The sequence below is a fragment of the Kitasatospora sp. NPDC008050 genome, from assembly GCF_042957465.1.
In the GTDB taxonomy this organism is placed as follows: domain Bacteria; phylum Actinomycetota; class Actinomycetes; order Streptomycetales; family Streptomycetaceae; genus Kitasatospora.
The window spans coordinates 139237-162825 of record NZ_JBIBIJ010000015.1; the positions used below are offsets into that span (position 1 = coordinate 139237).

23 protein-coding genes and 1 tRNA gene are annotated in these 23589 nt (G+C 73.2%); 9 read left to right on the plus strand and 15 right to left on the minus strand.

Going from position 1 to position 23589, the window contains the following annotated elements; genetic code table 11:
- Nucleotides 1-27: 27 nt before the first annotated feature.
- Nucleotides 28-468, minus strand: a complete 441-nt coding sequence (locus ACFZB9_RS26400) for a MarR family winged helix-turn-helix transcriptional regulator (RefSeq protein ID WP_391451098.1) — start codon at nt 466-468, stop codon at nt 28-30.
- Nucleotides 469-543: 75 nt separating this feature from the next.
- Here ACFZB9_RS26400 and ACFZB9_RS26405 point away from each other — a divergent pair, with 75 nt between their 5' ends.
- Nucleotides 544-960, plus strand: a complete 417-nt coding sequence (locus ACFZB9_RS26405; protein ID WP_391451100.1) for a glyoxalase/bleomycin resistance/extradiol dioxygenase family protein — start codon at nt 544-546, stop codon at nt 958-960.
- A 48-nt stretch (nt 961-1008) separates the two neighbouring features.
- Here the strand turns inward: ACFZB9_RS26405 and ACFZB9_RS26410 are convergent, their stop codons facing one another.
- From ACFZB9_RS26410 to ACFZB9_RS26450, 9 genes are all read right to left on the minus strand, one after another.
- Nucleotides 1009-1575: a DJ-1/PfpI family protein gene (locus ACFZB9_RS26410; RefSeq protein ID WP_391451102.1), complete on the minus strand. Its 567-nt coding sequence runs from the start codon at nt 1573-1575 to the stop codon at nt 1009-1011.
- Nucleotides 1576-1781: 206 nt separating this feature from the next.
- Nucleotides 1782-1855 (minus strand) — tRNA-Lys (locus ACFZB9_RS26415).
- Nucleotides 1856-1948: 93 nt separating this feature from the next.
- Entirely contained in the window at nt 1949-3343 is a 1395-nt protein-coding gene (locus ACFZB9_RS26420) for a nitrate/nitrite transporter (protein WP_391451103.1), read from the minus strand.
- Nucleotides 3344-3371: 28 nt separating this feature from the next.
- Nucleotides 3372-3767: a hypothetical protein gene (locus ACFZB9_RS26425; RefSeq protein WP_391451105.1), complete on the minus strand. Its 396-nt coding sequence runs from the start codon at nt 3765-3767 to the stop codon at nt 3372-3374.
- The gene (locus tag ACFZB9_RS26430; RefSeq protein WP_391451107.1) at nt 3764-4426 is read right to left on the minus strand and encodes a ubiquinol-cytochrome c reductase iron-sulfur subunit; all 663 of its coding nucleotides are present in this window, start codon (nt 4424-4426) and stop codon (nt 3764-3766) included. The genes ACFZB9_RS26425 and ACFZB9_RS26430 overlap by 4 nt, the downstream gene beginning before the upstream one ends.
- Nucleotides 4427-4481: 55 nt before the next feature.
- Nucleotides 4482-5642, minus strand: coding sequence for an MFS transporter (locus ACFZB9_RS26435; RefSeq protein ID WP_391451108.1), 1161 nt, complete (start codon nt 5640-5642; stop codon nt 4482-4484).
- A 157-nt stretch (nt 5643-5799) separates the two neighbouring features.
- Nucleotides 5800-7884: a dipeptide ABC transporter ATP-binding protein gene (locus ACFZB9_RS26440; protein WP_391451110.1), complete on the minus strand. Its 2085-nt coding sequence runs from the start codon at nt 7882-7884 to the stop codon at nt 5800-5802.
- On the minus strand, nt 7884-8855 hold the full coding sequence (locus ACFZB9_RS26445; RefSeq protein WP_391451111.1) for an ABC transporter permease: 972 nt from the start codon (nt 8853-8855) through the stop codon (nt 7884-7886). The genes ACFZB9_RS26440 and ACFZB9_RS26445 overlap by 1 nt, the downstream gene beginning before the upstream one ends.
- Nucleotides 8855-9835, minus strand: coding sequence for an ABC transporter permease (locus tag ACFZB9_RS26450; protein ID WP_391451113.1), 981 nt, complete (start codon nt 9833-9835; stop codon nt 8855-8857). The genes ACFZB9_RS26445 and ACFZB9_RS26450 overlap by 1 nt, the downstream gene beginning before the upstream one ends.
- 414 nt (nt 9836-10249) lie before the next feature.
- On the opposite strand from ACFZB9_RS26450, the gene ACFZB9_RS26455 reads away from it, so the two are divergent.
- The 4 genes from ACFZB9_RS26455 (at nt 10250) to ACFZB9_RS26470 (ending at nt 14926) form a co-directional block, all read left to right on the plus strand.
- Nucleotides 10250-11965, plus strand: a complete 1716-nt coding sequence (locus ACFZB9_RS26455) for an ABC transporter family substrate-binding protein (RefSeq protein ID WP_391451115.1) — start codon at nt 10250-10252, stop codon at nt 11963-11965.
- Nucleotides 11966-12438: 473 nt separating this feature from the next.
- The gene (locus ACFZB9_RS26460; protein WP_391451117.1) at nt 12439-13629 is read left to right on the plus strand and encodes a low temperature requirement protein A; all 1191 of its coding nucleotides are present in this window, start codon (nt 12439-12441) and stop codon (nt 13627-13629) included.
- Nucleotides 13630-13709: 80 nt separating this feature from the next.
- Nucleotides 13710-14348, plus strand: coding sequence for a pentapeptide repeat-containing protein (locus tag ACFZB9_RS26465; protein WP_391451119.1), 639 nt, complete (start codon nt 13710-13712; stop codon nt 14346-14348).
- Nucleotides 14349-14503: 155 nt separating this feature from the next.
- Entirely contained in the window at nt 14504-14926 is a 423-nt protein-coding gene (locus ACFZB9_RS26470) for a hypothetical protein (protein WP_391451120.1), read from the plus strand.
- Between the two features lie 52 nt (nt 14927-14978).
- On the opposite strand, the gene ACFZB9_RS26475 is transcribed toward ACFZB9_RS26470, so the two are convergent.
- Nucleotides 14979-15905, minus strand: a complete 927-nt coding sequence (locus ACFZB9_RS26475; protein WP_391451121.1) for an SDR family oxidoreductase — start codon at nt 15903-15905, stop codon at nt 14979-14981.
- Between the two features lie 128 nt (nt 15906-16033).
- Here ACFZB9_RS26475 and ACFZB9_RS26480 point away from each other — a divergent pair, with 128 nt between their 5' ends.
- Complete coding sequence (locus ACFZB9_RS26480) at nt 16034-16639, plus strand: TetR/AcrR family transcriptional regulator (protein WP_391451123.1); 606 nt, start codon at nt 16034-16036, stop codon at nt 16637-16639.
- A 162-nt stretch (nt 16640-16801) separates the two neighbouring features.
- Here the strand turns inward: ACFZB9_RS26480 and ACFZB9_RS26485 are convergent, their stop codons facing one another.
- The gene (locus ACFZB9_RS26485; protein ID WP_391451124.1) at nt 16802-17008 is read right to left on the minus strand and encodes a DUF397 domain-containing protein; all 207 of its coding nucleotides are present in this window, start codon (nt 17006-17008) and stop codon (nt 16802-16804) included.
- A complete protein-coding gene (locus ACFZB9_RS26490) occupies nt 17005-17877 on the minus strand; it encodes a Scr1 family TA system antitoxin-like transcriptional regulator (RefSeq protein ID WP_391451125.1) in 873 nt (290 codons plus the stop codon). The genes ACFZB9_RS26485 and ACFZB9_RS26490 overlap by 4 nt, the downstream gene beginning before the upstream one ends.
- Before the next feature lie 97 nt (nt 17878-17974).
- Between ACFZB9_RS26490 and ACFZB9_RS26495 the strand changes: the two genes are divergently transcribed.
- Nucleotides 17975-18325 carry a hypothetical protein gene (locus ACFZB9_RS26495; protein ID WP_391451127.1) on the plus strand — a complete coding sequence of 117 codons (351 nt, stop codon included), beginning with the start codon at nt 17975-17977 and terminating at the stop codon, nt 18323-18325.
- A gap of 11 nt (nt 18326-18336) precedes the next feature.
- Here ACFZB9_RS26495 and ACFZB9_RS26500 read toward each other — a convergent pair whose 3' ends face one another.
- Complete coding sequence (locus ACFZB9_RS26500) at nt 18337-18765, minus strand: MarR family winged helix-turn-helix transcriptional regulator (protein ID WP_391451129.1); 429 nt, start codon at nt 18763-18765, stop codon at nt 18337-18339.
- 96 nt (nt 18766-18861) lie between these two features.
- Between ACFZB9_RS26500 and ACFZB9_RS26505 the strand changes: the two genes are divergently transcribed.
- Complete coding sequence (locus ACFZB9_RS26505; RefSeq protein ID WP_391451131.1) at nt 18862-19704, plus strand: SDR family oxidoreductase; 843 nt, start codon at nt 18862-18864, stop codon at nt 19702-19704.
- A 97-nt stretch (nt 19705-19801) separates the two neighbouring features.
- The gene (locus ACFZB9_RS26510) at nt 19802-20050 is read left to right on the plus strand and encodes a hypothetical protein (RefSeq protein ID WP_391451133.1); all 249 of its coding nucleotides are present in this window, start codon (nt 19802-19804) and stop codon (nt 20048-20050) included.
- Between the two features lie 156 nt (nt 20051-20206).
- Here the strand turns inward: ACFZB9_RS26510 and ACFZB9_RS26515 are convergent, their stop codons facing one another.
- Nucleotides 20207-23425 (minus strand): S41 family peptidase, encoded by a 3219-nt coding sequence (locus ACFZB9_RS26515; RefSeq protein ID WP_391451135.1) that lies wholly within the window; start codon nt 23423-23425, stop codon nt 20207-20209.
- Nucleotides 23426-23589 lie beyond the last annotated feature (164 nt).

Genomic DNA, 23589 nt, shown 5'->3' on the forward strand with positions numbered 1-23589 from the left:
CGAAATCGGGTGAGAGCAGTGCTCTCGTCATGGAGCGCCGCTCGCCAGGAACACCCGCAGCAGCAGCCCGTGCAGCTGCTCCTGCTCGGCGGCGGACAGCGGGGCCAGCACCTCGCTCTGCACGGCCGCCGCCTCGGTGCGCAGCTCGTCGAGGGTGACGCGGCCGGCCGGGGCGAGCGTGACCTGCATGCGGCGGCGGTCGGCGGCCGCGCGGGTGCGCTCGACCAGGCCGGCCCGGCTCAGCTCGTCCAGCAGGCGCACCAGGTCGCTCGCGTCGATGCCCAGGCGTTCGGCCAGCTCGCGCTGGGCGTGCGGGCCGAAGTCGGCGAGCGCGGCCAGCACGGACAGGTGCCACAGGCGCAGGTCCCGCTCGGCGAGCCGGGCCGCCAGCCGCCCCCTGGCCCGTCGCCCGGTCTGTGCGAGCAGGTAGCCGGTGAGGTCGAGCAGGCTCGGGGGTGTGGCATCCATGCCAGGGATTGTAGGGTGAACACCAATGATGGGTAGTCACCCACTAATATCCGCTCCCGCCGCCCGGAGGGCCCGTTGGACGCGCTCTACCCACGCCTGCTGGTCACTCGCTTCGCCGCGTGCTTCCGCTTCTATGACGCCGTCCTGCCCGAGCTGCTGGGCGCGGTGCGGCAGAAGGGGGACGAGTGCGGCCCGTACGCCAACTGGGACGTGGCCGACCAGGCCGTCCTGGTGCTCTACGACCGCGCCGCGCTGGCCGACGCGATCGGGACCGGCGAGCTGCCGCCGCCCGCGCCGCCCGCGCAGGACGCGCAGGACGCCGCGATGCTGGTCTCCCGGGTCGCGGACGTCGACGCGGCGCTCGCCTTCTGCCTGGAGAACGGCGGCACCCTGGTGACACCGGCCACCGACCGCCCCGAGTGGGGGCCGACCCTGCGCTCGGCCCATCTGCGCGACCCCGAGGGCCGGTTGATCGAGCTGCAGTCCTACTGAGCGGGTCCGCGGGGGTGCGCCGCGGGCCGGCGCACCCCCCCGGGCGGGTCAGGAGGCCGGGGCCTTGGTCCGCAGGATCTCGATGAACGCGCGCAGCCAGCCCGGGTGGTCCGGCCAGGCGCGCGCCGAGACCAGCACGCCGTCCACCACGGCCTCGCCGTCCCGGTAGTGCGCGCCGGCCGCCCGCACGTCCGGTTCGAGGGCCGGATAGGCGGCGGTGGTCCGCCCGCCCAGCACGCCGGCCGCCGCCGTGATCTGCGGGCCGTGGCAGATCTGCGCCACCGGCTTCTCGGCCTCGAAGAAGTGGCGGGTGATCCGCTGCACCTCGGGGTCGTTGCGCAGGTACTCGGGCGCCCGGCCGCCGGGGATCACCAGTGCCACGTACTGGGCCGGGTCGACCTCGCCGAAGGCCAGGTCGGCGGGCCAGGTGTAGCCCGGCTTCTCGGTGTAGGTGTCGAAGCCGTCCTCGAAGTCGTGCACCACGAAGCGCAGCTTCTTCCGGCTCGGGGCGGCGATGTCCACCTGGTACCCCTCCTCGCGCAGCCGCTGGTACGGGTAGAGCACCTCCAGCGACTCCGCGGCGTCCCCGGTGATGAGCAGCACCTTCACAGCCATCCATGGCCTCGATTCAGAAGTTCCCAAGGGGTGGGCGGCACGGGCGGGTGCGGTAGCCGCCCGCTCACGCAGCGGCACCGCCGTCCGGCCCCGCGTACCTCCCCGCCGGGCGCGGCCGGGAAACGCGGGCCGTCGGTGCGGGCGGGGGAATCCGCCCGGGAAACGCCGAAGGCCCCTCGCTCTCGCGAGGGGCCTTCGACCGTCGGTGCGCCGCCAGGGACTCGAACCCCGGACCCGCTGATTAAGAGTCAGCTGCTCTAACCAACTGAGCTAGCGGCGCGTGCTGACGTCGAGAACATTACACGGCCCGGTCGGAATAGCCGAATCGTCACCGGCTCGTCGCGCACTGTTGAGGTCGCGTGCACGGGCGTGCTCAGCTCGGGGCCGGGGCTCCGTCCCGGGCGTAGCACCACCAGCAGACCGCCAGGCAGAACGCGTAGAAGGCGACGAAGACGTAGAGCGCGTCGGTGGCCGGGGCGAGAGCGAACATCGCCGGGACGAAGAAGGCGCCCCAGGCCGCGAGAGCGGTACCGACGCCGGCGGCGGCCGAGACCTCGCTCTCGGCCGTCCGGCGCCCGGCCGGGTCCTGGGGCGCCGCCCGGTGCGGGCCGAGCAGCACCCGCGGCAGCTGGCGCAGACCGGAGCCGGTGCCGAGACCGGCGAAGAGGAAAACCAGCAGGAAGGCGGCGCAGCTGAGCCGGAAGTTGCCCGGGTCGCCGGCCGAGGGCAGCGCCCTGACCGCCACGATGACGGCGAGCGCCAGCCCGGCGAAGCAGATCGTGGTGCACCAGGCGTCGCTCACCCGGGCGCCCAGCCGGCCACCGAGCGGACGGGCGAGCACGCCGACGAGCGGGCCGACCCAGACGAACCCGGTCGCCGAGCAGCTGGGGTCGGCCGCGGTGAAGGTGCGGTCGAGCAGGTTCGGCAGGGCGGCGGCGAAGCCGAGGAAGGAACCGAGGGTGCCGAGTTGAAGCAGCGCCAGCAGCCAGGTGTGCCGGTTGCGCAGGGCGGCCCGGTACGGCGCGCCGGGCACCCGCAGGTCGTTCATCAGGAACCAGGCCAGGACCGCCAGCAGCGCCGACGCCGGGATCCACAGGAGGGCGGCGTTCTGCGGCCAGAGCTCGCCCCCGCCGCGCGCGCTCTGCCCTCGCCCGGCCGGTGCGCCGAGGAACCCGGTGGTGATCACGATCGGCGTGAGCACCTGCGCCAGGGGGATGCCGAGGTCGCCCAGGCCGGCGTTGAGGGCGCGGGCCCGGCCCCGGAGCGCCGGCGGGTAGAAGGGGTCGAGCGTGGCCTGCGAGGAGGAGGCGCTCGCGCCGCCCAGCCCGCACAGGGCGGCCAGGGCCAGCAGCACCCCGTACGGCGTGGCGGTGTCGCGCACCGCGAAGCCGAGCCCCAGCAGCGGGCCGATCAGGGCCGCCGTGCTGAGCGCCGTCCAGCGGCGCCGGCCGACCGCCGGGCCGAGCAGGGCGTAGCCGGCCCGCAGGGTGGCGCCGGTCAGACCGGGCAGCGCGGCCAGCCAGAACTTCTGCGCACCGGAGAGCGCGAAGCCCGCCCGGTCGAGCTCCACCACCGTCACCGACCAGATCTGCCAGACCGCCGTGGCCAGGAGCAGGGCCGGCGCGGAGACCGCCAGGTTGCGGGCCGCCACCCGGCGGCCGGTGGCGGACCAGAACCGGGGGTCCCGCGGGGTCCAGTGGCGGATGGCGGCCCCGGGCCGGTGGTCCGGGCGGCGCCGGGTCGCGCAGGGCTCGTCGACAACGCTCAACGGGGCTCCCGGGAAAGGCGGTCGAAGGTCAGCGGTCCCCACGCGGAGCGCGCCACCAGACCAGCAGCACGGCCAGGAACGAGCCGATCGAGAAGGCCGTGGTCCACCAGGCGGTGTCGGTGTCGCCGATCATCCAGGCGTTGGTGGCCACCGTCAACGCCCACAACTGGCCGACCACGACGGCCAGGACGATCAGCGAGCGCGCCGCGAGCAGGGCCGGGCGTCCGGGCGCCGGGCGGCCGTCCGGGCCCGGGCGCGGGCCGAACCGCCGGGCCCGGGGACCGGTGCGGCCGATGGCCGGGCGCAGCCGCGGCGAGCGGCCCGGGGCAGGGCGGTCGGCGCGTCGAGGGGCGCCGTCCGGGCGCCCGTCGAGCGGGTAGCCGTGGTAGCCGGCCGGCAGCCTGGCGTCCTGAGGGTCCGTCATGTGCTGGCCACCGCCGTGGCGCTGGCGGGGGCGGAGGCGGGGGCGCCGGGCGTGTCGTTGCAGCCGGCCTGGTCGGCGAGCTGGGGGTCGCTCTCGCGCAGCTGGCGGCAGAGGCCGTTCTCCTCGCTCTCGCCGGAGCGGGCGGTGCCGATCGCCCAGATGCCGCCGGCCGAGTCCTCCACCAGCACCACCTTCGGCAGGCCGCGCGGCGGCGGCCCGCCCGTCACATCACCGGTGCGCACGTCGAAGGTGCCCTGGTGGCAGGGGCAGTAGAGCTCGCCGGCGGTGCCGCGGTCGGGGCGCCACAGGACCCCGCAGGCCTGGTGGGTGCAGACCGCCGAGTAGCCGACCACCGCGCCGTTGGTCAGCCGGATCCCGATCGCGCGGTCGTGTGCGGTGGGGTAGTCGAAGGTCACCGTCTCACCGGGGCCGAGCTGGTCGGCGACCTTGAGCGGGTCCGCGCCGCCGTCGCCGTGCCGGGGCAGCACGCCCGCGGCCACCACGGTGGAGCCGACCGCGAGGCCGCCCGAGACGGTGGCCAGCAGGCGCAGGCAGTCGCGGCGGGTGGTGTCGGGAGTGCCGCGGCCGAAGGCCGGGGGGACGGCGGCGCCGGCCTCCTCGGGCCGGCCGGGCTGCTCCTCGGGGGGCGGCACGGTCACGCGGACACTCCCTCTCCGGTCGTCCGGCGCCGGTCGGCCCCGATGGGTGTGGTGGTCACCTGGCGTCCCGCCGCGGCTGGGCGAAGTAGGCGTCGCCGCACAGCAGCCGGCGGCAGCGCCCGCAGTACGCGGCCCACCGGTCGAAGCCGAGGCGCGCGAGGACGCGACGGGCCTCGGCGGGTCCAGCGGGGGCGGTGGGGGCGGACCCGGTGGCGTCCGCTCCGGCCGGGGTGATCGCCTCGCCGCAGCGGCGGCAGGCGAAGGTCGCGCCGCTCAGTCGCCCGGGCCCGGCCAGGCCCGCGAGCCGGGCCGGCCGCAGGCCCGCGGCGGCCGGGCGCGGCAGCGGGCGGGTGAAGGCGCCGAAGGGCAGCAGGACCAGGGTCGGCACCACCGCGGCCAGGTGCAGCACGGCCAGGAACTGGTAGCCGCCGCCGTGCAGCGCGAGAGCCGAGAAGGTCAGCAGCAGGCCGGTCACCGCGATGGTCAGCAGCGCGAGCAGCGGCAGGAACTCGGGGCCCGGCCGTGGCCTGCCGCCCGGCTCGCCGCCGCGCGAGCGCCGCCACAGCAGGTGGCCGGCGCCCGCGATGACCAGCACCGCCGCCAGGTCCAGGCCGCGGAACAGGACCCAGCCCAGCGGGCCGTCGGCGTCGAAGGAGAGGAGCCGAAAGCCCCACACCCGCAGCTGGTAGCCGGAACCGGCCGGGTCGGCCGCGGTGCAGCTGAGCCAGCCCCAGGTCAGCGGGATGGTGATCACGGCGGCGAGCAGAGCGCCCCAGAAGACCAGCTGGTGGGCGACCCGGCGCAGCGGCGCGTCCTCGCCGGTGGGCTGCCGCAGGCCGATCAGCGCGAGCGCGCGGCGGGGCACCGCGGCCGCCGCGGCCCGCAGCCCGCGCCAGGAGCGGGCGGTCCGGCCGGCCGGGCGGTCGCCCAGCCACAGGGAGCAGCGGTGGGCCAGGCCGAAGGCGAGGAAGACGGTGCCCACCGTGTAGGGGAGCAGCGTGACGTCGAAGTCGCGCAGGCCCCGGCTGCCCAGCAGGATCGCCGCCAGCACCGTCAGCACCGTCAGGGTGCCGGCCAGTGTGGCCCGTTGGGCGGGGGTGCGGGCGAACCGGTCCGGCTCCGCCCAGGGCGGTGGGACGGTGTCGAGGGGGCCGGTGGCCGGCGGCTCGGCGTCCGGCGGCTGGGACGCGGCCCTCTCCTGATCGGACACGGCCACCTGGGGACCTCCACGGACGGCTGCCGCGCACGTCCGCCCGGCACTCCCCCGCACGCTAGGCGGGCGGCGGGGGCGGCGCCCGCCGGGGCGGGCGTCCGGGTGACGGGGAGTCAGGAGGGTGGCTGATGGCGTGTCAGCCGTGGTGGGGGTCGGGAGGTCACAGCTCCGGGTAGTGGCAGGCCGCGGCGTGGTCGACGCCGGTGGCGGCGGCGGTCAGTGGCGGCGCCGTGGTCTCGCAGGCGGGGCGGCGCTCGGGGGCCAGGGCGGCGTAGACCGGGCAGCGGCTCCGGAAGGCGCAGCCGGCGGGGCGGCTGGTGGGGGAGGGTGGATCGCCGGGGAGCAGCAGGCGGGTGCGGCCGCGCTCGGCGACCGGGTCGGGGATCGGCACGGCGGAGAGCAGTGCGCGGGTGTAGGGGTGGCGCGGGGCGTCGAACACCGCGTCGATGGCGCCGTGTTCGACCGTGCGGCCCAGGTACATCACGCTGACCCGGTCGGCCAGGTGGCGGATCACCGACAGGTCGTGCGAGACGAAGAGGTAGGCCAGGCCGAGTTCGGCCTTCAGCCGGCGCAGCAGGTTGAGCACGCCGGCCTGGATCGAGACGTCGAGCGCGGAGACCGGCTCGTCCAGCACCAGGAGCTGCGGCTCGACGGCCAGTGCCCGGGCGATGGAGATGCGCTGGCGCTGGCCGCCGGAGAACTCGTGCGGGTAGCGGGCGGCGTGGCCGGCCTCCAGGCCGACCTGCCTCAGCAGCTCGGGGATCCGGCGGGCGATGTGGGCGCGGTCGGTGCCCTGGGCCTGGAGCGGCTCGGCGATGATGTCGCCGATCGGCAGCCGCGGGTCCAGGCTGGCCATCGGGTCCTGGAAGACGATCTGCAGCTGGGCCCGCAGCCGGTGCGCGGCCTTGGCGTCGAGGGCGGCGGTGTTCTCGCCGAGGAACTCGATCCGCCCGCCCTGCGGGGCGCGCAGGCCGAGGATCTCGAAGAGCGTGGTGGACTTGCCGGAGCCGGACTCGCCGACCAGGCCCAGGGTTTCGCCGCGCCGGAGGTCCAGCGTGACGCCGTCCACCGCGTAGACCTCGCCGACCTTGCGCTTGAAGACGGTGCCCTTGAGCACCGGGAAGGTCTTGGTCAGCCCGTCGACGGCGAGCACGGTCGGCAGCGCCTCGCGCGCCGCGGTCGGGTCGCCGGACGCGGCGCCGGGCGCGGCGGCGGGCAGTTCGGGGACGGGGTAGACCTCGGCGGGAGCCGGCCGGTCGGCGGCCAGCTCGGCGGCGCGCAGGCAGGCGGCCTGGTGGTCGGCGGGTCCGGCGAGCGCGGGCTCCGCCTCGTGGCAGCGCTCCTCCACCAGCGGGCAGCGGGCCGCGAAGGGGCAGCCGGGCGGCAGTTCGGTCAGGGCCGGCGGGTTGCCGGGGATCGGCACCAGCGGACCGCCGCGCCGGTCCAGGCGCGGCACGGCGCCGATCAGGCCCAGCGTGTACGGGTGGTGGGGTGCGCTGAACAGCTCGTCCACCGAGGTGTTCTCCACCACCCGCCCGGCGTACATCACCGCGACCCGGTCGGCCATCTGGGCGATCACCCCGAGGTCGTGGCTGACCAGCACCAGGGATGCGCCGGTTTCGCGCTGGGCGGTGCGCAGCACGTCCAGGACCTGGGCCTGGATGGTGACGTCCAGCGCCGTGGTCGGCTCGTCGGCGAGCAGGATGTCGGGCTCGTTGGCCACGGCCATGGCGATCATCGCGCGCTGGCGCATGCCGCCGCTGAACTCGTGCGGGAAGCCGTCCAGCGCCCGGTCCGGGTCGGGGATGCCGACCAGGTCGAGCAGTTCGGCGGCGCGGCGGCGGGCGGTGGCCTTGTCGACCTGCTGGTGGACCTGGACGGCCTCGGCGATCTGGTCGCCGATCCGGTAGACGGGGGTGAAGGCGGAGAGCGGGTCCTGGAAGACCATCGCGATCCGCCGGCCGCGGATCCGTGACAACTCCCGGCCCGGCAGCCCGATCAGCTCGCGCCCGTCGAGCTCGACCGAGCCCCGGACGCTGGCGGAGCCCGGCAGCAGGCCCAGGATCGCCAGCGCGGTGACGGACTTGCCGGAGCCGGACTCGCCGACGATGCCCAGCGTCTCACCGCGGCCGAGCGTCAGGTCGACGCCGCGCACGGCGGTGGTGGCGGCCTTGCCGCGGCCGCCGGCGAAGTCCACCCGCAGGTCGCGGACGGCCAGCAGTGGGGTGGCGGTGGTGGTGGTCATCAGGCGGTGCCCTTAACTCGGACCTTGCGGCGCTTGCGAGGTGAACTGTGGCGCCCGGCCTGGGCGGTGGGGTCGAGCGCGTCGCGCAGCCCGTCGCCGATCAGGTTGACGGCCAGGACGAAGAGGACCAGCAGGCCGGCGGCGAAGTAGAACATCCAGGGGTAGGTGGGGGCGGCCTCGGTGCCGTCGGCGATCAGGGTGCCGAGCGAGACGTCGGGGGCCTTGACGCCGAAGCCGAAGTAGGAGAGTGCCGTCTCGCTCATCACCGCGGCGCCGACCGAGATGGTGGCGTCCACGATCAGGTAGGAGGCGGCGTTCGGCAGGATGTGCCGCCAGATGATCCGCAGCGGCCGCACGCCCATGAACTGGGCCGCGCGGACGAATTCGCGCTGCTTGAGGGAGATGGTCATGGAGCGCACCACCCGGGCGGTGATCATCCAGTTGAAGGCGGCGAGCAGCACCACGAAGGCGATCCAGCCGGTGTCCTTCAGCCGGGGCGAGACGATCGCGATGATCAGAAAGCTCGGGAAGACCAGCATCAGGTCCACGAAGAAGATCAGCAGCCGGTCGGTCCAGCCGCCGAAGTAGCCCGCGCAGGCGCCGACCACCCCGGCCAGCACGGTGGAGAGCAGGGCGACCAGCAGCCCGATGATCAGCGACTTCTGGAGTCCGCGCAGGGTCTGGGCGTAGACGTCCTGGCCGAGGCTGCCGGTGCCGAACCAGTGGGTGCCGGAAGGGGGTTCGCGCAGCGCGGTGTAGTCGACGTCGGTGTAGCTCCAGTGCGTCAGGTACGGGCCGACGAAGGCGAGCAGGAAGAGCAGCACCACCGCCGCCAGGCCCAGCAGCGCGCCGGGGGCGCCCAGCAGGCGGCGCAGCACCAGGCGTCCGCGGCTGGCCGCTCTCGCGGGGGCGGCGTCGCCGGGGGCGGGCGGCGCGTCGATGACGGTGGTGGTCACAGCGGCATCTCCCATCAGACACGCACCCGCGGGTCGAGGGCGGCGTGCAGCGTGTCGGCCAGGAACCCGGAGGCCAGGATCGTCACCGCGGTGAAGAGGTTGACGGCCACCACCGCGTTGATGTCGTTCTCCTGGACCGCGCTGATGAACCACTCGCCCATGCCGTGCCAGCCGAAGATCATCTCGGTGAAGGTGGCGCCGGTGAAGATGCTCAGGATGTTGTAGGCGAAGAGGGTCGACATCGGGATCACCGCGGTGCGCAGCCCGTGCTTGAGCAGCACCTTGCGGCGGCTCAGGCCCTTGGCCTCGGCGGTGCGCAGGTAGTCCGAGCCGAGCACGTCGAGCATGGTGCCGCGCTGGTAGCGGCTGTAGGCGGCGATGCCGGTGAGCGCCAGCGAGAGGGTGGGCAGCAGCAGGTGCACGCCCCAGTCGAGCAGGTGGGCACCGAGCCCGCCGCTGAGCCCCGGGGTCTCGTAGCCGGTGAAGTTGATCAGCTGGTGGCCCGAGGCCTGGTTGACCGCGATCGCGCCGTTCTTCAGGAAGAGCGCGATCAGGAAGATCGGGGAGGAGAGCAGCACGAACGAGAAGACGGTCAACGCCCGGTCGGAGATCCGGTACTGGCGCACCGCGCTCCAGGCGCCGGCCGCGACGCCGAGGACGGTGCCGAGCAGGCTGCCGATCACCAGCAGGCGCAGCGAGACCCAGAGCCGGCGGCCGAAGTCGGCGTTGACCGAGGTGTTGTGGATGCTCTGGCCGAGGTCGCCGTGGAGCACGCCGTCGGCCCAGTGCCCGAAGCGCACCACCACCGGGGTGTGGTCGTTGATCCCCAGCGCGGTCAACTGCCGGTCCACCGCGGCGGCGGAGGGTCGCGGCTGCTTGTTCTCGAAGTAGGCGCGGGGGTTGAGCGCGGCGCTGGAGAGCGCGTAGGCCAGGAAGACCGCGACGACCAGGAGGACCACGTAGTAGGCGAATCGTTTCGCCAGATAGCGCAGCATCAGCGCCCTCTCCTGGCGCAGCAGAGGCCGCGACTCCCGATAGTCATGCTCAATTGCCTTCGCTCGATGGGTATTCGGAGCAGCTTCGCGCAGCGGAATTCTGGGACCGGTTGGTCGACCGGTCAAGACCATGCGCAAGGACTGCTTCGACCGGTTCGGCGAAGCAGCAGGTCAGAGTGTTTCAGGCGGTCACAGCCGGGGTGTTGCGGCAGTGTTGCGCCCCGTTGCGATTCGATCAGATGTGATCACGCCCCTCTGGTCGGGGAACTGATCGGCTGTTACGTTCTGCTGGCCGGACACCCATTTGGCTGCCCACGTTCAAGTCCTGCCACACCTGGCTGCCGCACACCGATCCGCACACCCGATCCGTCCCGCGCAGCCCGATCCACCCCTGATGCCTGAGGAGAACCCTCCATGGATGCCACCCAGCGGCCCGGCCGCACCCGTTCGCGGCTCCTGCGGTCGATGGTCCCGGTCGCCGCGCTCGCCATGGTGATCACCGGCTGCGGCTCCAGCGGCTCGGGATCGGGTTCGCAGGCGGCGCCGAGCGCCGTGCCCAAGCTCAACGCGGAGGACATCAACCCGCAGCCGCTGGACAACGTCAAGGACGGCGGCGAGTTCCGCGAGCCGCTGCAGCAGTGGATCGACCAGTGGAACCCGCTGCAGGTGGACGGCACCTACGGCGACTCGGTCGAGATCATGAAGATGGTCGAGCCGATGCTCTTCCGGATCGACGCCAGCGGCACCTTCCAGCCGGTCCCGGACTTCCTGCAGTCCGCGACCGTGGTCTCCACCTCGCCGCAGGTAGTGCTCTACAAGCTCAACCCCAAGGCGCACTGGTCGGACGGCAAGGCGCTCAGCTACCTGGACTTCAAGGCCCAGTGGCAGGCCGCCAACGGCAAGAACCCGGCCTTCAACGTGGCCACCACCGCCGGCTACGACCAGATCAGCGACGTCTCCCAGGGTGACGACCCGACCCAGGTCAAGGTCACCTTCGACAAGCCGTTCGCCGACTGGCAGAACCTGTTCTACCCGCTGCTGCCGGCCGCCGGGATCTCCACCCCGGACCAGTTCAACAAGGGCTGGATCGACCAGATCCCGATCACCGGCGGGGCCTTCAAGCTCGGCTCGCAGGACAAGGCCGCGCAGACCCTCACCGTGGTGCCCGACCCCAACTGGTGGGGCCAGAAGCCCAAGTTGGACAAGTTCGTCTACCGGGTGCTGTCCTCCTCGGCGATCACCCAGGCCTTCCTGAACAACGAGATCGACTACGCGAGCGCCGGCCGCGCGGACGCCTACAGCCAGCTCAAGGCCGACTCGAACGCGGTGATCCGCACCGCCGGGCCGTGGGACGAGGTGCACATCTCGTTCGGCTCCAACGGTGCGCTGGCCGACCAGAAGGTCCGCCAGGCGCTGGGCAAGGCGATCGACCGCAACGCGCTGATCCAGGTGGCCAGCAAGGGCGTTCCGGTGGTCTTCCCGGCGCTGGGCAACCACATCCTGATGACCAACCAGGCCGGCTACCAGGACAACTCCGGCGAGTGGGGCAAGTTCGACCCGGCCGCCGCCAAGCAGCTGCTCACCCAGGCCGGGTGGCAGGACGCCGGGTCCGGCAGGACGCGCACCAAGGACGGGCAGCAGCTGGAGCTGCACTACGTCATGCCGCAGGGCTCCCCGCAGCAGGCGGTCGACATCGCCACCGCGACCCAGAACATGCTGGCGCAGGTCGGGGTGAAGCTCGACGTCGACCGGGTGCCGGACAACGACTACAGCGAGAAGTACATCAACGTCGGCAAGTTCGACCTCGCGAGCTGGCGCAACACCGGGTCCTTCCCGCCCTCGGTGGCCATTCCGAACTACCAGATGCCCAGCGGCGACAACGTCTACCAGAACTTCTCCAAGCTGAGCACGCCGGAGATCGACGGTCTGCTCAAGCAGGCCGCCTCCACCCTGGACCCGGCCGCCGCCGCGAAGCTCTACAACCAGGCGGACGCCAAGATCTGGGAGCTGGGCCACACCCTGGAGATCTACCAGCGACCGCAGGTGACCGCGTTCCGCAAGGGCCTGGCCAACTATGGGGCCGCCGGTCTGGCGGACATCGACTACACGAAGGTCGGCTGGCAGAAGTAGGACTGAGTGATGGTCAGAGCGGCGCGCTGTCGGGCAGCGCGGTGATCACGAGGCCGGTGCGGACCGGCGGGGGTGTGCCTTCCCCGCCGCTGCCGTACCGGCCTTGACCTTCCGCGTTGCCCGCAGGACGCCTTTCTCGCTGTTTCCCTGGGAGGGAATCTATCCGGACATTCGGGGCGATCGCACCACGCGACACCCCAGGCGGGCGTGGCGGTGGGGACGCTGTCACCCGGTTCGCGCACTGCTTCGTCAACTCTCCTTGACCGCCGGGCGGTAGCCGGCGGGGCGGTTGCGCGGGCCAGGTGACGCTTCCCGGTGGCGTGCCGTCGCGGTGCGTGCGCGGACCACCGTCGGCTGCCACGATCGGCCGGGAAAGCCGAGCGTGTTGGGAGTGTCGAGCGTGTTGGGAGTGGCGCAGCGATGACCGGAGAAGCCGTACCCGGGGTCCGGGGGAACCGAGCAGGAGCCGTCCGATGAGCGCCGAGGCCGCCGAGCAGGGCGGCGCCGCGCGGGACCCCGTGGTGCGGCGCATGGTGCCGCGCAGCCGGGGCGAGGCGCACCGCACCGCCACCTCGCTGGAACTCTTCTTCGACCTCTGCTTCGTGGTCGCGGTCGCCCAGGGCGGACGCCAACTGGCAACCGCGCTGGGCGAGGGGCACCTGCGGGTGGCCCTCCTCGGCTACCTGCTGGTCTTCTTCGCGGTCTGGTGGGCCTGGATGAACTTCACCTGGTTCGCCTCCGCCTACGACTGCGACGACGTGCCGTACCGGCTCACCACGCTGCTCCAGATCACCGGCGCGCTGATCCTGGCGGCCGGGATCCCGCGGATGTTCCTGAACCGGGACTTCACCCTCGGCGTGCTCGGCTACCTGGTGATGCGCCTGGCGCTGGTCACCCAGTGGCTGCGCGCCTCGCGCGGGGAGAGCGGCGCGGCGCGCTCCATGACGCGCCGCTACGCGGCCGGGATCGCGCTGGTCCAGGCCGGCTGGGTGGTGGTGCTGTTCCTGCCGAGCCCGGTGATCCCGTGGGTGCTGCCGCTGGGGGTGATCGCCGAACTGTCGGTGCCGGCGTTCGCCGAGCGGCAGGTGCAGAGCGCCTGGCACCCGCACCACATCGCCGAGCGCTACGGGCTCTTCACGCTGATCGTGCTCGGCGAGACGGTCTCGGCAGCCACCGTGGCGGTGCAGAGCGCGGTGGACGAGCACGAGGCGCTGGGCAAGCTGATCCCGATCGCGATCGGCGGCATCCTGATCTGCTTCGCGGCCTGGTGGATCTACTTCGCCGCGCCGATCCACGAGCATCTGCGCTCCAACCGGCAGGCCTTCCTCTGGGGATACGGCCACTATCTGATCTTCGGATCGGCGGCCGCGATCGGTGCCGGGCTGGAGGTGGCCGTCGAGTACGCGGTGGGCAAGGCACACATCTCCGCCGTCGCCGCCACCGCCGCGGTGACCGTGCCCGCCGCGCTCTACCTGGCCACCGTCTGGGCGCTGCACTCGCGGCACAGCAAGACCGGGGCGGCGCAGTGGGTGCTGCCGGTGGCCGCCCTCGCGGTGCTGGCCTGCACCGCGGCCGGGGAGTGGGGGGTGCTGGCGGCCGGGCTGGTCGCGGCGGCGGCGATCGCGGTGGGGGTGTGGCTGCACAGCCGGCCGGCGGTGGGGTGAGGGCGGGGCGGGGCGGGGCGTTGTCAGCGTCGCCTGCGAGGATTCCGTGACCCTTTTGTCCCTCCGCTGAGGAGCCTTCCGTGTCACTCGCCGACCTGCCCTACGCGCACCTGCTCCAGCCGCACACCGGACCGCTGCGCCGGGACAACCGCTACGACACGGTGCACTTCGACGGCCTCACCTTCGAGGGCGAGCAGGCCGGCGGCACGCTCTTCCTGGAGTGCGCCTTCACCGACGTCACGCTCACCGAGGTGAAGCTGCGCCAGGCCCGCCTCACCGAGGTCCTGCTGGAACGCTTCCGCCTGGTGGCCTGCGAACTGGTGGAGAGCGAGTGGCAGGACGTCACCGCAGTGGGCGGGCTGCTCGCCGGGATCTCGGCGTACGGGGCGCAGCTGCGCCGGGTGACGCTGCGCCAGTGCAAGCTGGAGTCGGTCAACCTGCGTGGGGCCGTGCTGCGCGAGGTGGTCTTCGAGGACTGCCAGCTGCGGGACGTGGACTTCGGCGGCGCGAAGCTGACCGGGGTCACCTTCCCCGGCAGCTCGCTGGAGGAGGTGCGGTTCGGCGGCGCCACGCTGGCCAAGACCGACCTGCGCGGGGCGAGCCGGCTGCTGCTGCCCGACGGTCACGAGGGGCTGCGCGGCGCGCTGATCTCCTCGGCGCAGCTGATCGAGCTGGCCCCGCAGTTCGCCCAGGCACTCGGCGTGCAGGTGCGCGACTGAGGCCGACAGGCCCCGGGCCGCCCGGTCGACCGGTTCGACGCCGGCTACTCGCAGCGCTTCACCGGCCACCTGGAACCGGGAGCGGCGAGCGTCACGGGGTGGGGCGGGCCATACTCACACCTGGGCCGGAGGTACCGGTCCCGGGAAGGGCGCGGATGGATCAGGACATCGTCGGCGACTACATCCGCTTCGCCGGAGCCTGCCCGGTCTGCGGCGGTGAAGCCGCGTGCTGGGGCGGGCAGGTTCTGGTCCGCGAACGCCTGGAGTGGAGCATCGAGGCGGACTGCCCTGCCTGCGGTCCCTCGGCAAGCTGCGGGAGCGGGGGCATCCCGGACGATCTGCGCGAGCGGTTGATCGGCGAGTGCGGTCCCGGCCACGTCGATCTCCCACGGCCGGATGCCCGGGCGGCGGTCGTCATGAAGGTGATCCGGGCGGGATCGGACCTCGACCTGAGTCAGGCCCGAGGAGCGCTCCAGGCCCTGCGATCGGGGCAGTACACAGGGACCATGCCCGAGATCGAGCTGCTCGCCCGCAGGCTGCGCGCCGCGGGCGTCGCGGCCCGAGCCGTGCGCTCCTGAGCGTGCTCACGCTGCGGCCTGCCCCACGGGCAGGCCGCAGCGTGGCGTCCGGTCAGGCGGACGGGGTGCGGAAGTAGTGGCCCTGGTCGAGGTCGTCCAGCAGGTTGGAGCGGGTGGGCTGCCAGGCGAGTTGGGTGCGGGTCAGGTCGGCGGAGGCCGGGCTGTCGAGGGCGGCGAGGGCTCCCAGGAAGCCGAAGTGGCCGGTGGCCTGATCGGGGGAGATGGCGGTCACCGGGATGTCCAGGTGCTTCCCGATCAGCTCGGCGATGCTGCGGAACGGCACGCCCGGGTCCGCGACCGCGTGCAGGGTCGAGCCTGCCGGGGCCTGCTCCAGGGCGAGGCGGAACAGGTGGGCGGCGTCGAGCCGGTGCACGGCGGGCCAGCGGTTGGAGCCGTCGCCGACGTACGCGGAGACGCCCTTGGCGCGGGCGACGCCGATCAGGGACGGCACGAAGCCGCCGTCCCCCTCGCCGTGGCAGGTCGGGGGCAGCCGCAGGACGGACGAGCGCACGCCGCGGGAGGCCAGCGCGAGGGTCGCCTCGGCGGTGGCGTGGCGGATCTCCAGGCCGGTCGGCGGGGTGCCGTGGAGCTCGTGGCCGTCGCGTTCGGTCGCCACCTGGCCCGGGCTGACTCCGAGCAGGCCGGAGGCGATGACGAACGGACGGTCGGAGCCGGCGAGCGCCTCGCCGAAGGTGTCGACGGCGCGGCGGTCCGCCTCGGCGGCGCCCTGGAAGTCGCCGGAGAAGGCGATGTCGTGCTTGAACGCGAGGTGGAGCACGCCGTCGCAGGCGGCGGCGGCATCGCGCAGGACGTCGAGATCGTCGAGCGTGCCGCGCAGCGTCTCGGCACCGGTCTTGGTGAGGGTGGCGGCCGACTCCTCGGAGCGGGCCAGGCCGACGACTTGGTGACCCGCGTCGATGAGTTCGGGAACGACGGCCGAACCGAGCCAGCCGGACGCGCCGGTGACGAACACGCGCATGGGGAACCTCCAGGTGCTGGGCTGCCTCGCGGCGCAGGACAGGCCTGTGGCGAAACAGGTGATGTCATTTGCTGACATCACCAGCGTAGCCCTGATGTCAGTGGATGTCATCACGTATGATCTGCCCCATGGGTCGATGGGAGCCGAACGCACGAGGCCGGCTGGAGCAGGCGGCTCTGGAGCTCTATGTCGAGCGCGGATACGTGCAGACCACCGTCGCGGAGATCGCCGCACGGGCGGGGCTGACCGAGCGGACGTTCTTCCGGCACTTCGCCGACAAGCGCGAGGTCCTGTTCGGCGGCGCGGGCACCCTGCGCGAGCTCATGGTGGGCGCCGCCACGGATGCGCCCGACTCCGCCGCCCCGATCGACGCGGTCGCCGCGGCGCTGCGGGCCGCCGGTGCCATGTTCGAGGAGCGTCACGACGGCGCCCGGCTCCGCCAGAGCGTCATCGCCGCCAATGCCGAGCTCCAGGAGCGCGAGCTGATCAAGCTCGCCTCGCTCGGCGCCGCGCTCGCCGAGGCGCTGCGCGGGCGCGGCGTGGGCGATCCGGCGGCGGGCCTGGCCGCGGAGGCGGGGATAGCGGTGTTCCGGATCGGCTTCGAGCAGTGGATCAACGGGCCCGGCGAGCCGAGCATCACCCAGGTCCTGGAGGCATCGCTCGCGGAGCTGAAGGCCGTGCTGGCGGGCGGCGGTTCGGGCTCTGGGGCGCGCCGCCCGCCGCACGGTCCCTGACGCTGACGCTCCAGGAGCGGCGCACCGCACCCTCTCTGACGCGTCAGGCGGTGGAGCGGGCGCGGTCGAGGCAGGTGGTCAGGTCGTGCCAGGCGTCGGCCGGCGCCGTCGGGTCGCCGTACATCACGGCCGGCTCGTCCCGTTCCTTCCGAGCGACGGGGATCAGATGGTGTCGAACTCGCCGCGCTTCACTGCTGCCAGGAAGGAGGTGAAGGCGGTGGCGGGGAAGGCGAGGGCGGGGCCGGTCGGGTTCTTCGAGTCGCGCACGGGGACGAGGCCGGGGAAGTTGGGGGCGATCTCGATGCACTCGCCACCATTGCCGCTGTACCGCGACTTGACCCATTGGGCGTCGGTCAGGTCGATGTTCATTGAAGTTCCTTCCGCACGGCGTGGATCATGGTTCGGGAAGCCCCTGTGGACAGCGACTCCACCTGGAGGTGATCGTAGTCTCTCTCCCAAGCTGAGACGGTGTCATGGCCTCGCTCCAGGAAGCCTCGCAGGTGTGATTCGGAGTAGCCGACGACTGTGCGATCCGGCAGGGTCAACAGGGTGACCGGTAGGAGGAACGGGCGGTACTCAGCGAGGCTGAGCGGCGCGACTTGGATGGTGATGTGCGGGAGGCTTGCCAACTCCTCGATGTGATTCAGTTGTTCGATCATCACCGAGCGCCCCCCGATCGGCCGTAGTAGGCAGCTCTCGTCCATGACCGCTTGGATGACCGGCGGCGACTTCCGGTCGAGCACTTGTCGCTGCCGGGTGGCGAGAAAGGCACTGCGCTCGTCGGCTTGCGTCTGGGTGATGCTGCCACGCCGCACGGCTGCTGCTTCCATTGCCGCGGCATATGCCGGAGTTTGAAGGATGCCAGGGACGACCGCGAGTTGGAACGTCCGCAGGCGTCGGCACCGCCGCTCGCAGTCGGCGAACTCCTCGAAGCCCTCCAGCAGGGCGGCGCGGGTGTATCGCCGCCACAGTTCGACGAACTTCCCGTCCGTCTCGAACACTTCGTCGGCTTTAACAGCGAAGTTCCTTGTTGGAGGACGCTTCCCTCCTTCGATGTACGAAACAAGGGTGTTCGAATAGCCCATGCGCCTCCCGAGCTCGATCTGCGACCAGCCCCTGGCCCGGCGTGACCTGCGGAGTTCCAGGCCGAACCGCGTTGCCTGTGATGACGTCGCGTCAACTTCCATGTCGTCCACGATTGCTCGGGCCTTCCACGCGTCAGTTTCGTCAAAGTTCAAGCCCTATCGATCCTAGGACTCGGTGCCGATTCTTGTAGTGGAACGACTACAGAGCGCACTCTCTTCCCGGTCGGTGCGCGAGAAGCAGGGGACCGCCATGACCTCAGACCTCACGCCCCAGGCCGCCAGCCACATCGAGACCTGGCGCCCCCCGTCGCTCGACCGCGGGCTGCCCGAGTGTGCGTGTCCCGCCGGCTGCGGGGGGCGTCCGGAGGCGATGATCCGCCTCGCGCCGGCGTACCCCACGGTCGTCCCCGGCGGCGCCCAGCCGCCGGCCGACGCCTACGAGCCCACTGTCAAGGGTGAGTTGGTCTACGACGCGCTGAACCGCCGCGCCGGCACCCTGATGGAACGGCTCGGCGACCGGGTCTACCTGCGCCCTGTGAACGGCGGCGTCGAATGGGAGGCGACGCTGCCGTGGTTGCAGCGGCCGGGCGCCCCGTCGTGAATCCCGTGCGGCTAGTGCTGCTCGTCGAGCATCAGTGAGAGCAGGTCGCGCAGGGTCTCGCGCTGCTCCTGGCTCAGTGGCTTCAGGGGGTGGCCGGCGAAGGGCATGCGGGCGCGCAGGTCGGCGATCACCGTCAGTCCCGTCTCGGTGGCCGCGACCAGTTTGACCCGGCGGTCGCCCGGGCTCGGGCGCCGTTCGGCCAGGCCGCGCGCCTCCAGGCGGTCGACGATGGCCGTCACGTTGGACGGTTCGGCGTGCAGGTACTCCGCGAGCCGGCGCATCGCCACCGGCTCCTCGGCCGCGAGCAGGGCCTTGGCCTGGAGCGGGGTCAGCTCGTACGGGGTGGCGGCGGCCTCGGACTCCCGGGCGTAGCGGCGGTTGATCGCGGCGAAGAGGGCCACGACCTGCGAGGTCAGTTCATCCGAGGGCACGGGAGGCATGACACCAGTCTACCGAGATGCTTGACAAGGGAAAACATCGGCCTGCATAGTTATCAAGCCAGGTAGTTATGGTTAATAAGTATTAAGGATGGGCAGATGACCGCCACCAAGACCGTTCTGATCACCGGCACCTCCTCCGGCATCGGCCTGGCCACCGCCATCGCCGCCGCTCAGGCGGGCTGGCGGGCCGTGGCCACGATGCGTGACACCGCCAAGTCCGGTCCGCTGCTGAAGGCCGCCGAGGCCGCCGGCGTGCGCGACCTCGTCGAGGTCCGGGTGCTGGACGTGACCGACCCGGCCTCCGTCGAGACCTGCCTGGCGCAGGTCGTCGCCGACCACGGGCGGCTGGACGCGGTGGTCAACAACGCCGGGGCCGGTCACGTCGGGACGATCGAGGAGGAGACGATCGAGGACGTCCGGGCCGTCATGGAGGTCAATTTCTTCGGCGTGGTCCAGGTGACCCGGGCCGCGATGCCGCTGCTGCGCGCCAGTGGCGGCCGGTTGCTCGCCGTGACCAGCGTCGGCGGCGTGGTCGGCCAGCCGTTCAACGAGGCGTACTGCGCGGCCAAGTTCGCGGTGGAGGGCTTCATGGAGTCGCTCGCGCCGGTGGCCGCCACCGTGGGCGTCAAGGTGAGCGTGGTCGAGCCGGGCGCGGTGGCCAGTGAATTCGTCGCCAACGTCGGTTTCGACCCGACGGCGGAGCCGGCCCCGGGCCCCTACGCGCCGGCGTTCGCCGCTTACCTGTCGCACGCCCTCGGCGCGTTCGGCGCCGCGCAGACCATCGAGCAGGCCGCCGTCCCGATCATCGAGGTGCTGACCGCCGAGCACCCCGCTTTCCGGGTGCAGACCTCCGACGCCGCCCGCGCCTTCACCGGCGTGAAGCTCGCCGACCAGGACGGTTCCGCCGTGCAGGCGTTCACCGCGCCCTGGGTGAAGTAGCGCGGGCCCGCCCGACCTCCTCCGAATGCGGCCGCGCGCGAGCGGTGACATGTTGGTGACAGCCCTGGTCGACGAACCGCGAGGAGGAGCCATGGGCATGATGGACAGGATCAAGGAGATGCTCGGCGGCCACAGCGAGAAGGCCACCGACATGGCGGACACCGCCAAGGGGCGGGCCACCGACGCCGGCCAGCAGGCCGCCGACAAGGCTCAGCAGCAGATGCCGGATCCGGCCTCCGATGCCATGGGGAACATGACCGGCCGGGCGAAGCAGGGCGGCGAGAGCGACATCCAGCAGGCCGAGTCGGACATGGAGAGCGAGGGCGGCCACGAGTGGGAGAAGTAGCCCTCCCGGCCGATCGACAGCAGAGCGAACCAGACCCGAGCGAACCAGACCCGAGCGAACCAGACCCGAGCGAACCACAGCAGAGCTAACCACAGCGGGCGGGGCGCATCCGAGGACCGGATGCGCCCCGCCCGCTGTGGCGAGCGCCCGCCGCGGTCACCCCCGCGGCGGCAGCGGCGGTCGGCGCAGGTCCGGGTGCGGGGTGTCGGCCGGCGGCGGGGCGGCGGCCGGGTGGGCGTGCAGCAGCTCCAGGGCGACCCGGACCGCCTCGGCCAGCTCGGTGTTGTGCCCGGCCGCCCAGTCGGCGGGGCTGCGCAGCACCGGGATGTCCGGCTCCACCCCCCGGTTCTCCATGCCGAAGCCGTAACCGCCGCTGAACCAGGAGGCGTTGGCGGGCACCGAGATCTGGGTGCCGTCGCCGAGCGTGTGCCGGCCGATGGTGCCGACCACGCCGCCCCAGGTCCGGCGCCCCACCACCGGTCCCAGGCCCAGCAGTTGGACGGCGGCGATGATCACGTCCCCGTCCGAGCTGGTGGCCTCGTCGGCCAGTGCCACCACCGGCCCGCGCGGCGCGTCGCGCGGCCAGCGGGCCGGGCGGCGGCCGCGGGTGTGGTCCCAGGCGAGCACCCGGCGGCTGAGCTTCTCCAGCACCAGTTCGGAGACGTTGCCGCCGGCGTTCCCGCGCACGTCCAGCACCACGGCGGGGCGGTCGAGTTCGCGGCGCAGGTCGCGGTTGAACTGCGCCCAGCCGGAGCCGCCGAGGTCCGGGATGTGCAGGTAGCCGCAGAGCCCGTCACTGAACTCCCGGACCAGGGTGCGGCGTCTGGCCACCCAGTCCTGGTAGCGCAGCGGCCGCTCGTCGGTCAGCGGGGTGATCGCCACCCGCCGCACCGGCGCGTCGGGCCCGCGCCGGAAGGCGACTTCCAGGGTGCTGCCGCCGGCCCCGGCCAGCAGCGGGGCGGGGCCGCGCACCGGGTCCGGGGTGCGGCCCGCGATCGACACCAACTCGTCGCCCTCGCGCACCTGGTGGCCCGCCAGCGGGGCCCGGGCGCGCGGGTCGGAGGACTCGCCGAGCAGTACCCGGTCCAGCAGCCAGCGCCCGTCCGGCTCCTGGTGCACCCCGGCGCCGAGCAGCCCGAGCGCGTGCTGCACCGGGGCGGGTCCCTCGCCGCGCCGGGCCGGGGTGACGTAGGCGTGCGAGGTGCCCAGCTCGCCGAGGAGTTCGCGCAGCAGGTCGGCGAAGTCGTCGGGGGAGGCGATCCGCTCCAGCAGCGGCTCGTACTGGGCGACCAGCGTGGGCCAGTCCAGGCCGCCCAGCGCCGGGTCCCAGAACTGCTCGCGCACCACCCGGGCCGCCTCGTGGTAGGCCTGGCACCACTCGGGGCCCGGGTGCACGGTGTGGGTGATCCGGCGCAGGTCCACGGTGACCGCACCGCCGCCGGCGCCCAGCGGCAGCAGCTTGAGCACCCCGGAGGCGAAGGTGGAGACCGCCGAGCCGTCCCCGGCCACCGCGTAGCCGTCCACCTGCTCCTGCACGGTGCTGCGGGTGGCGGTGGCCAGGTCGAAGTGCTCCAGGGCAGGGCGTCCGGAGATGTCGGTGGGGCTGGCGAAGGTCTCGCCCAGGGTGCCGGAGATCGGCCAGCGCAGCCAGAGCAGGCCGCCGCGCACCGGCGCGGGGGTGGAGTACTTGGAGGCGATCACCGGGAACGGCACCAGCCGCTCGCCCAGGCCCTCGACGTCCACCAGTACGCTGCCGTCGCCCGGCGCCGGGTCGGCCTCGTCGCCCACCGGGGCGGCGAACGGCGAGGGCGTGTCGGCGGCCAGCGGCACCAGGTAGGGGCGGCAGCCGAGCGGGAACGAGAGGTCGCCGGTGTGCACGTCGTGCACCGGGTCGAAGCCGCGCCAGGAGAGGAAGACCAGGTAGCGCCCGTCCCGGGTGAAGACCGGCTGCTCGTCCTCGAACCGCCCGTCGGTGACGTCCAGCGGCAGCGCCTGCGCGCTGTCCAGGCACAACAGCCTGATCCGGCGCAGCGAGCGCCCGGCCACCGGCTGCGACCAGGCCAGCCAGCGGGAGTCGGGCGAGAAGGCCGGACCCCGGATCGGCCCGTAGCCGGCCCTGGCCAGCTCGCGCACCGAGCCGTCGGCGCAGGTCACCAGCAGCAGCCGCCCGTCACCGGCGGCCACCGCCAGGCTCTGCCCGTCCGGGCTCGCGACCAGCTCCAGCACCCGGCCGAGCAGCCCCGCCGCGATCCGGCGCGCGGGCGGCTGGCTCTGGCTGCCGGGCAGCGCGGCCAGTTCGAGGGCGTCCTCGCCCTCGGCGTCGGTGACCCAGGCGACCTGCCCGGTGTGGCCGAGCACCGCGGGCAGCCGGGCCCGCACCCCGGGGGTGTCGGCCAGCGCCCTGGTCGGGCCGTCGCGGTGGGTGAGCCAGTACAGGCTGCCGCGCACCCCGACCACCCCGGCCCGTCCGGTGCTGTCGCAGACCAGGTCGTTGAGGTGCCGGGCGGCGTTCACCTGGTACGGGCGGCGCCCGGTGCGGGAGCCGCCCAGGCGCACCGAGAGGCGGCGCGGGCCGGGCGCCGCCAGGCTCTGCAGCAGCCACAGGTCGCCCGCGTGCTGGTAGACCACCCGGCGGCCGTCGGTGGCGGCCTCGCGGGCGTAGTAGGTGGCGTGGTCGGTGTGCCGGCGCAGATCGGCGCCGTCCAGCGCGCAGGAGTAGAGGTTGGCGATGCCCTCGTGGTCGGAGAGGAACGCCACCCGGGGGCCGTCGGGGCCCTCGACCAGCATCGGCGAGGAGAGGTGCCCGGGCAGCTCGGGCAGCAGCTGCGCGCCGTCCAGCCAGAGCCGCCCGGTGGCGCCGCCCCGGTAGCGCTTCCAGGCGGCGGGCTCGTGCGGGGCGGCACCGGTCAGCAGCAGGGTGTGGCCGGCGGTCAGGTGCGCGTCGCGGACCGGGCCGAAGGGCAGCCGGCGGCCCGGCGCGCCGTCCGGTGGCAGGGCGCGGGCCCAGGTGTAGTGGGCGAACGGTTCGTGGTACGAGGTGACGGCGAGCACCTCGCCGCTCGGCAGCCAGCCGCGCACCCGGGTGTCCTGGCTGCCGAAGTAGCTCAGCCGGACCGACTCGCCGCCGGTGGTCGGGGCCGTCCACACCTCCGGGGTGAGCGCGGCCCAGCTGGTCCAGGCGATGGTGCGCCCGTCGGGGGAGAGCCGGGGGTGGCTGACCCGGGTCCGGTCGCAGCTGACCCGCCAGGCGCGGCCTGACGACCCGTCGGGGTCGAGCGGGGCGAGCCAGACGTCGTCCTCGGCGGTCAGGGTCAGCAGCTCGCCGCTCAGGTGCGGGTGGCGCAGGTATCCGGGCTTCTCGCTCACCTCTCCCATGGTTCGGCGGTGCCTGGGGCCCGGCAACCGGAGGCGCTCGGCGCTCCGGCGCACGGCGGCCTTCCCGCAGGTCAGGCGGCATCCGGCGGAGCGGGCGCGAGGGCGCCGCCCGGGCAGCCGCCGCGCCGGGCGCCGATGGGGCGGCTGCCCGGGCGGCGCGGCGG

Bases quoted from the DNA above. Each gene is read 5' to 3' on its own strand.
- ACFZB9_RS26400 (WP_391451098.1), bottom strand. From the start codon at position 468: ATGGATGCCACACCCCCGAGCCTGCTCGACCTCACCGGCTACCTGCTC.
- ACFZB9_RS26410 (WP_391451102.1), bottom strand. From the start codon at position 1,575: ATGGCTGTGAAGGTGCTGCTCATCACCGGGGACGCCGCGGAGTCGCTG.
- ACFZB9_RS26425 (WP_391451105.1), bottom strand. From the start codon at position 3,767: ATGACGGACCCTCAGGACGCCAGGCTGCCGGCCGGCTACCACGGCTAC.
- ACFZB9_RS26440 (WP_391451110.1), bottom strand. From the start codon at position 7,884: ATGACCACCACCACCGCCACCCCACTGCTGGCCGTCCGCGACCTGCGG.
- ACFZB9_RS26445 (WP_391451111.1), bottom strand. From the start codon at position 8,855: ATGGGAGATGCCGCTGTGACCACCACCGTCATCGACGCGCCGCCCGCC.
- ACFZB9_RS26450 (WP_391451113.1), bottom strand. From the start codon at position 9,835: ATGCTGCGCTATCTGGCGAAACGATTCGCCTACTACGTGGTCCTCCTG.
- ACFZB9_RS26455 (WP_391451115.1), top strand. From the start codon at position 10,250: ATGGATGCCACCCAGCGGCCCGGCCGCACCCGTTCGCGGCTCCTGCGG.
- ACFZB9_RS26460 (WP_391451117.1), top strand. From the start codon at position 12,439: ATGAGCGCCGAGGCCGCCGAGCAGGGCGGCGCCGCGCGGGACCCCGTG.
- ACFZB9_RS26470 (WP_391451120.1), top strand. From the start codon at position 14,504: ATGGATCAGGACATCGTCGGCGACTACATCCGCTTCGCCGGAGCCTGC.
- ACFZB9_RS26475 (WP_391451121.1), bottom strand. From the start codon at position 15,905: ATGCGCGTGTTCGTCACCGGCGCGTCCGGCTGGCTCGGTTCGGCCGTC.
- ACFZB9_RS26480 (WP_391451123.1), top strand. From the start codon at position 16,034: ATGGGTCGATGGGAGCCGAACGCACGAGGCCGGCTGGAGCAGGCGGCT.
- ACFZB9_RS26485 (WP_391451124.1), bottom strand. From the start codon at position 17,008: ATGAACATCGACCTGACCGACGCCCAATGGGTCAAGTCGCGGTACAGC.
- ACFZB9_RS26495 (WP_391451127.1), top strand. From the start codon at position 17,975: ATGACCTCAGACCTCACGCCCCAGGCCGCCAGCCACATCGAGACCTGG.
- ACFZB9_RS26500 (WP_391451129.1), bottom strand. From the start codon at position 18,765: ATGCCTCCCGTGCCCTCGGATGAACTGACCTCGCAGGTCGTGGCCCTC.
- ACFZB9_RS26505 (WP_391451131.1), top strand. From the start codon at position 18,862: ATGACCGCCACCAAGACCGTTCTGATCACCGGCACCTCCTCCGGCATC.
- ACFZB9_RS26510 (WP_391451133.1), top strand. From the start codon at position 19,802: ATGATGGACAGGATCAAGGAGATGCTCGGCGGCCACAGCGAGAAGGCC.
- ACFZB9_RS26515 (WP_391451135.1), bottom strand. From the start codon at position 23,425: ATGGGAGAGGTGAGCGAGAAGCCCGGATACCTGCGCCACCCGCACCTG.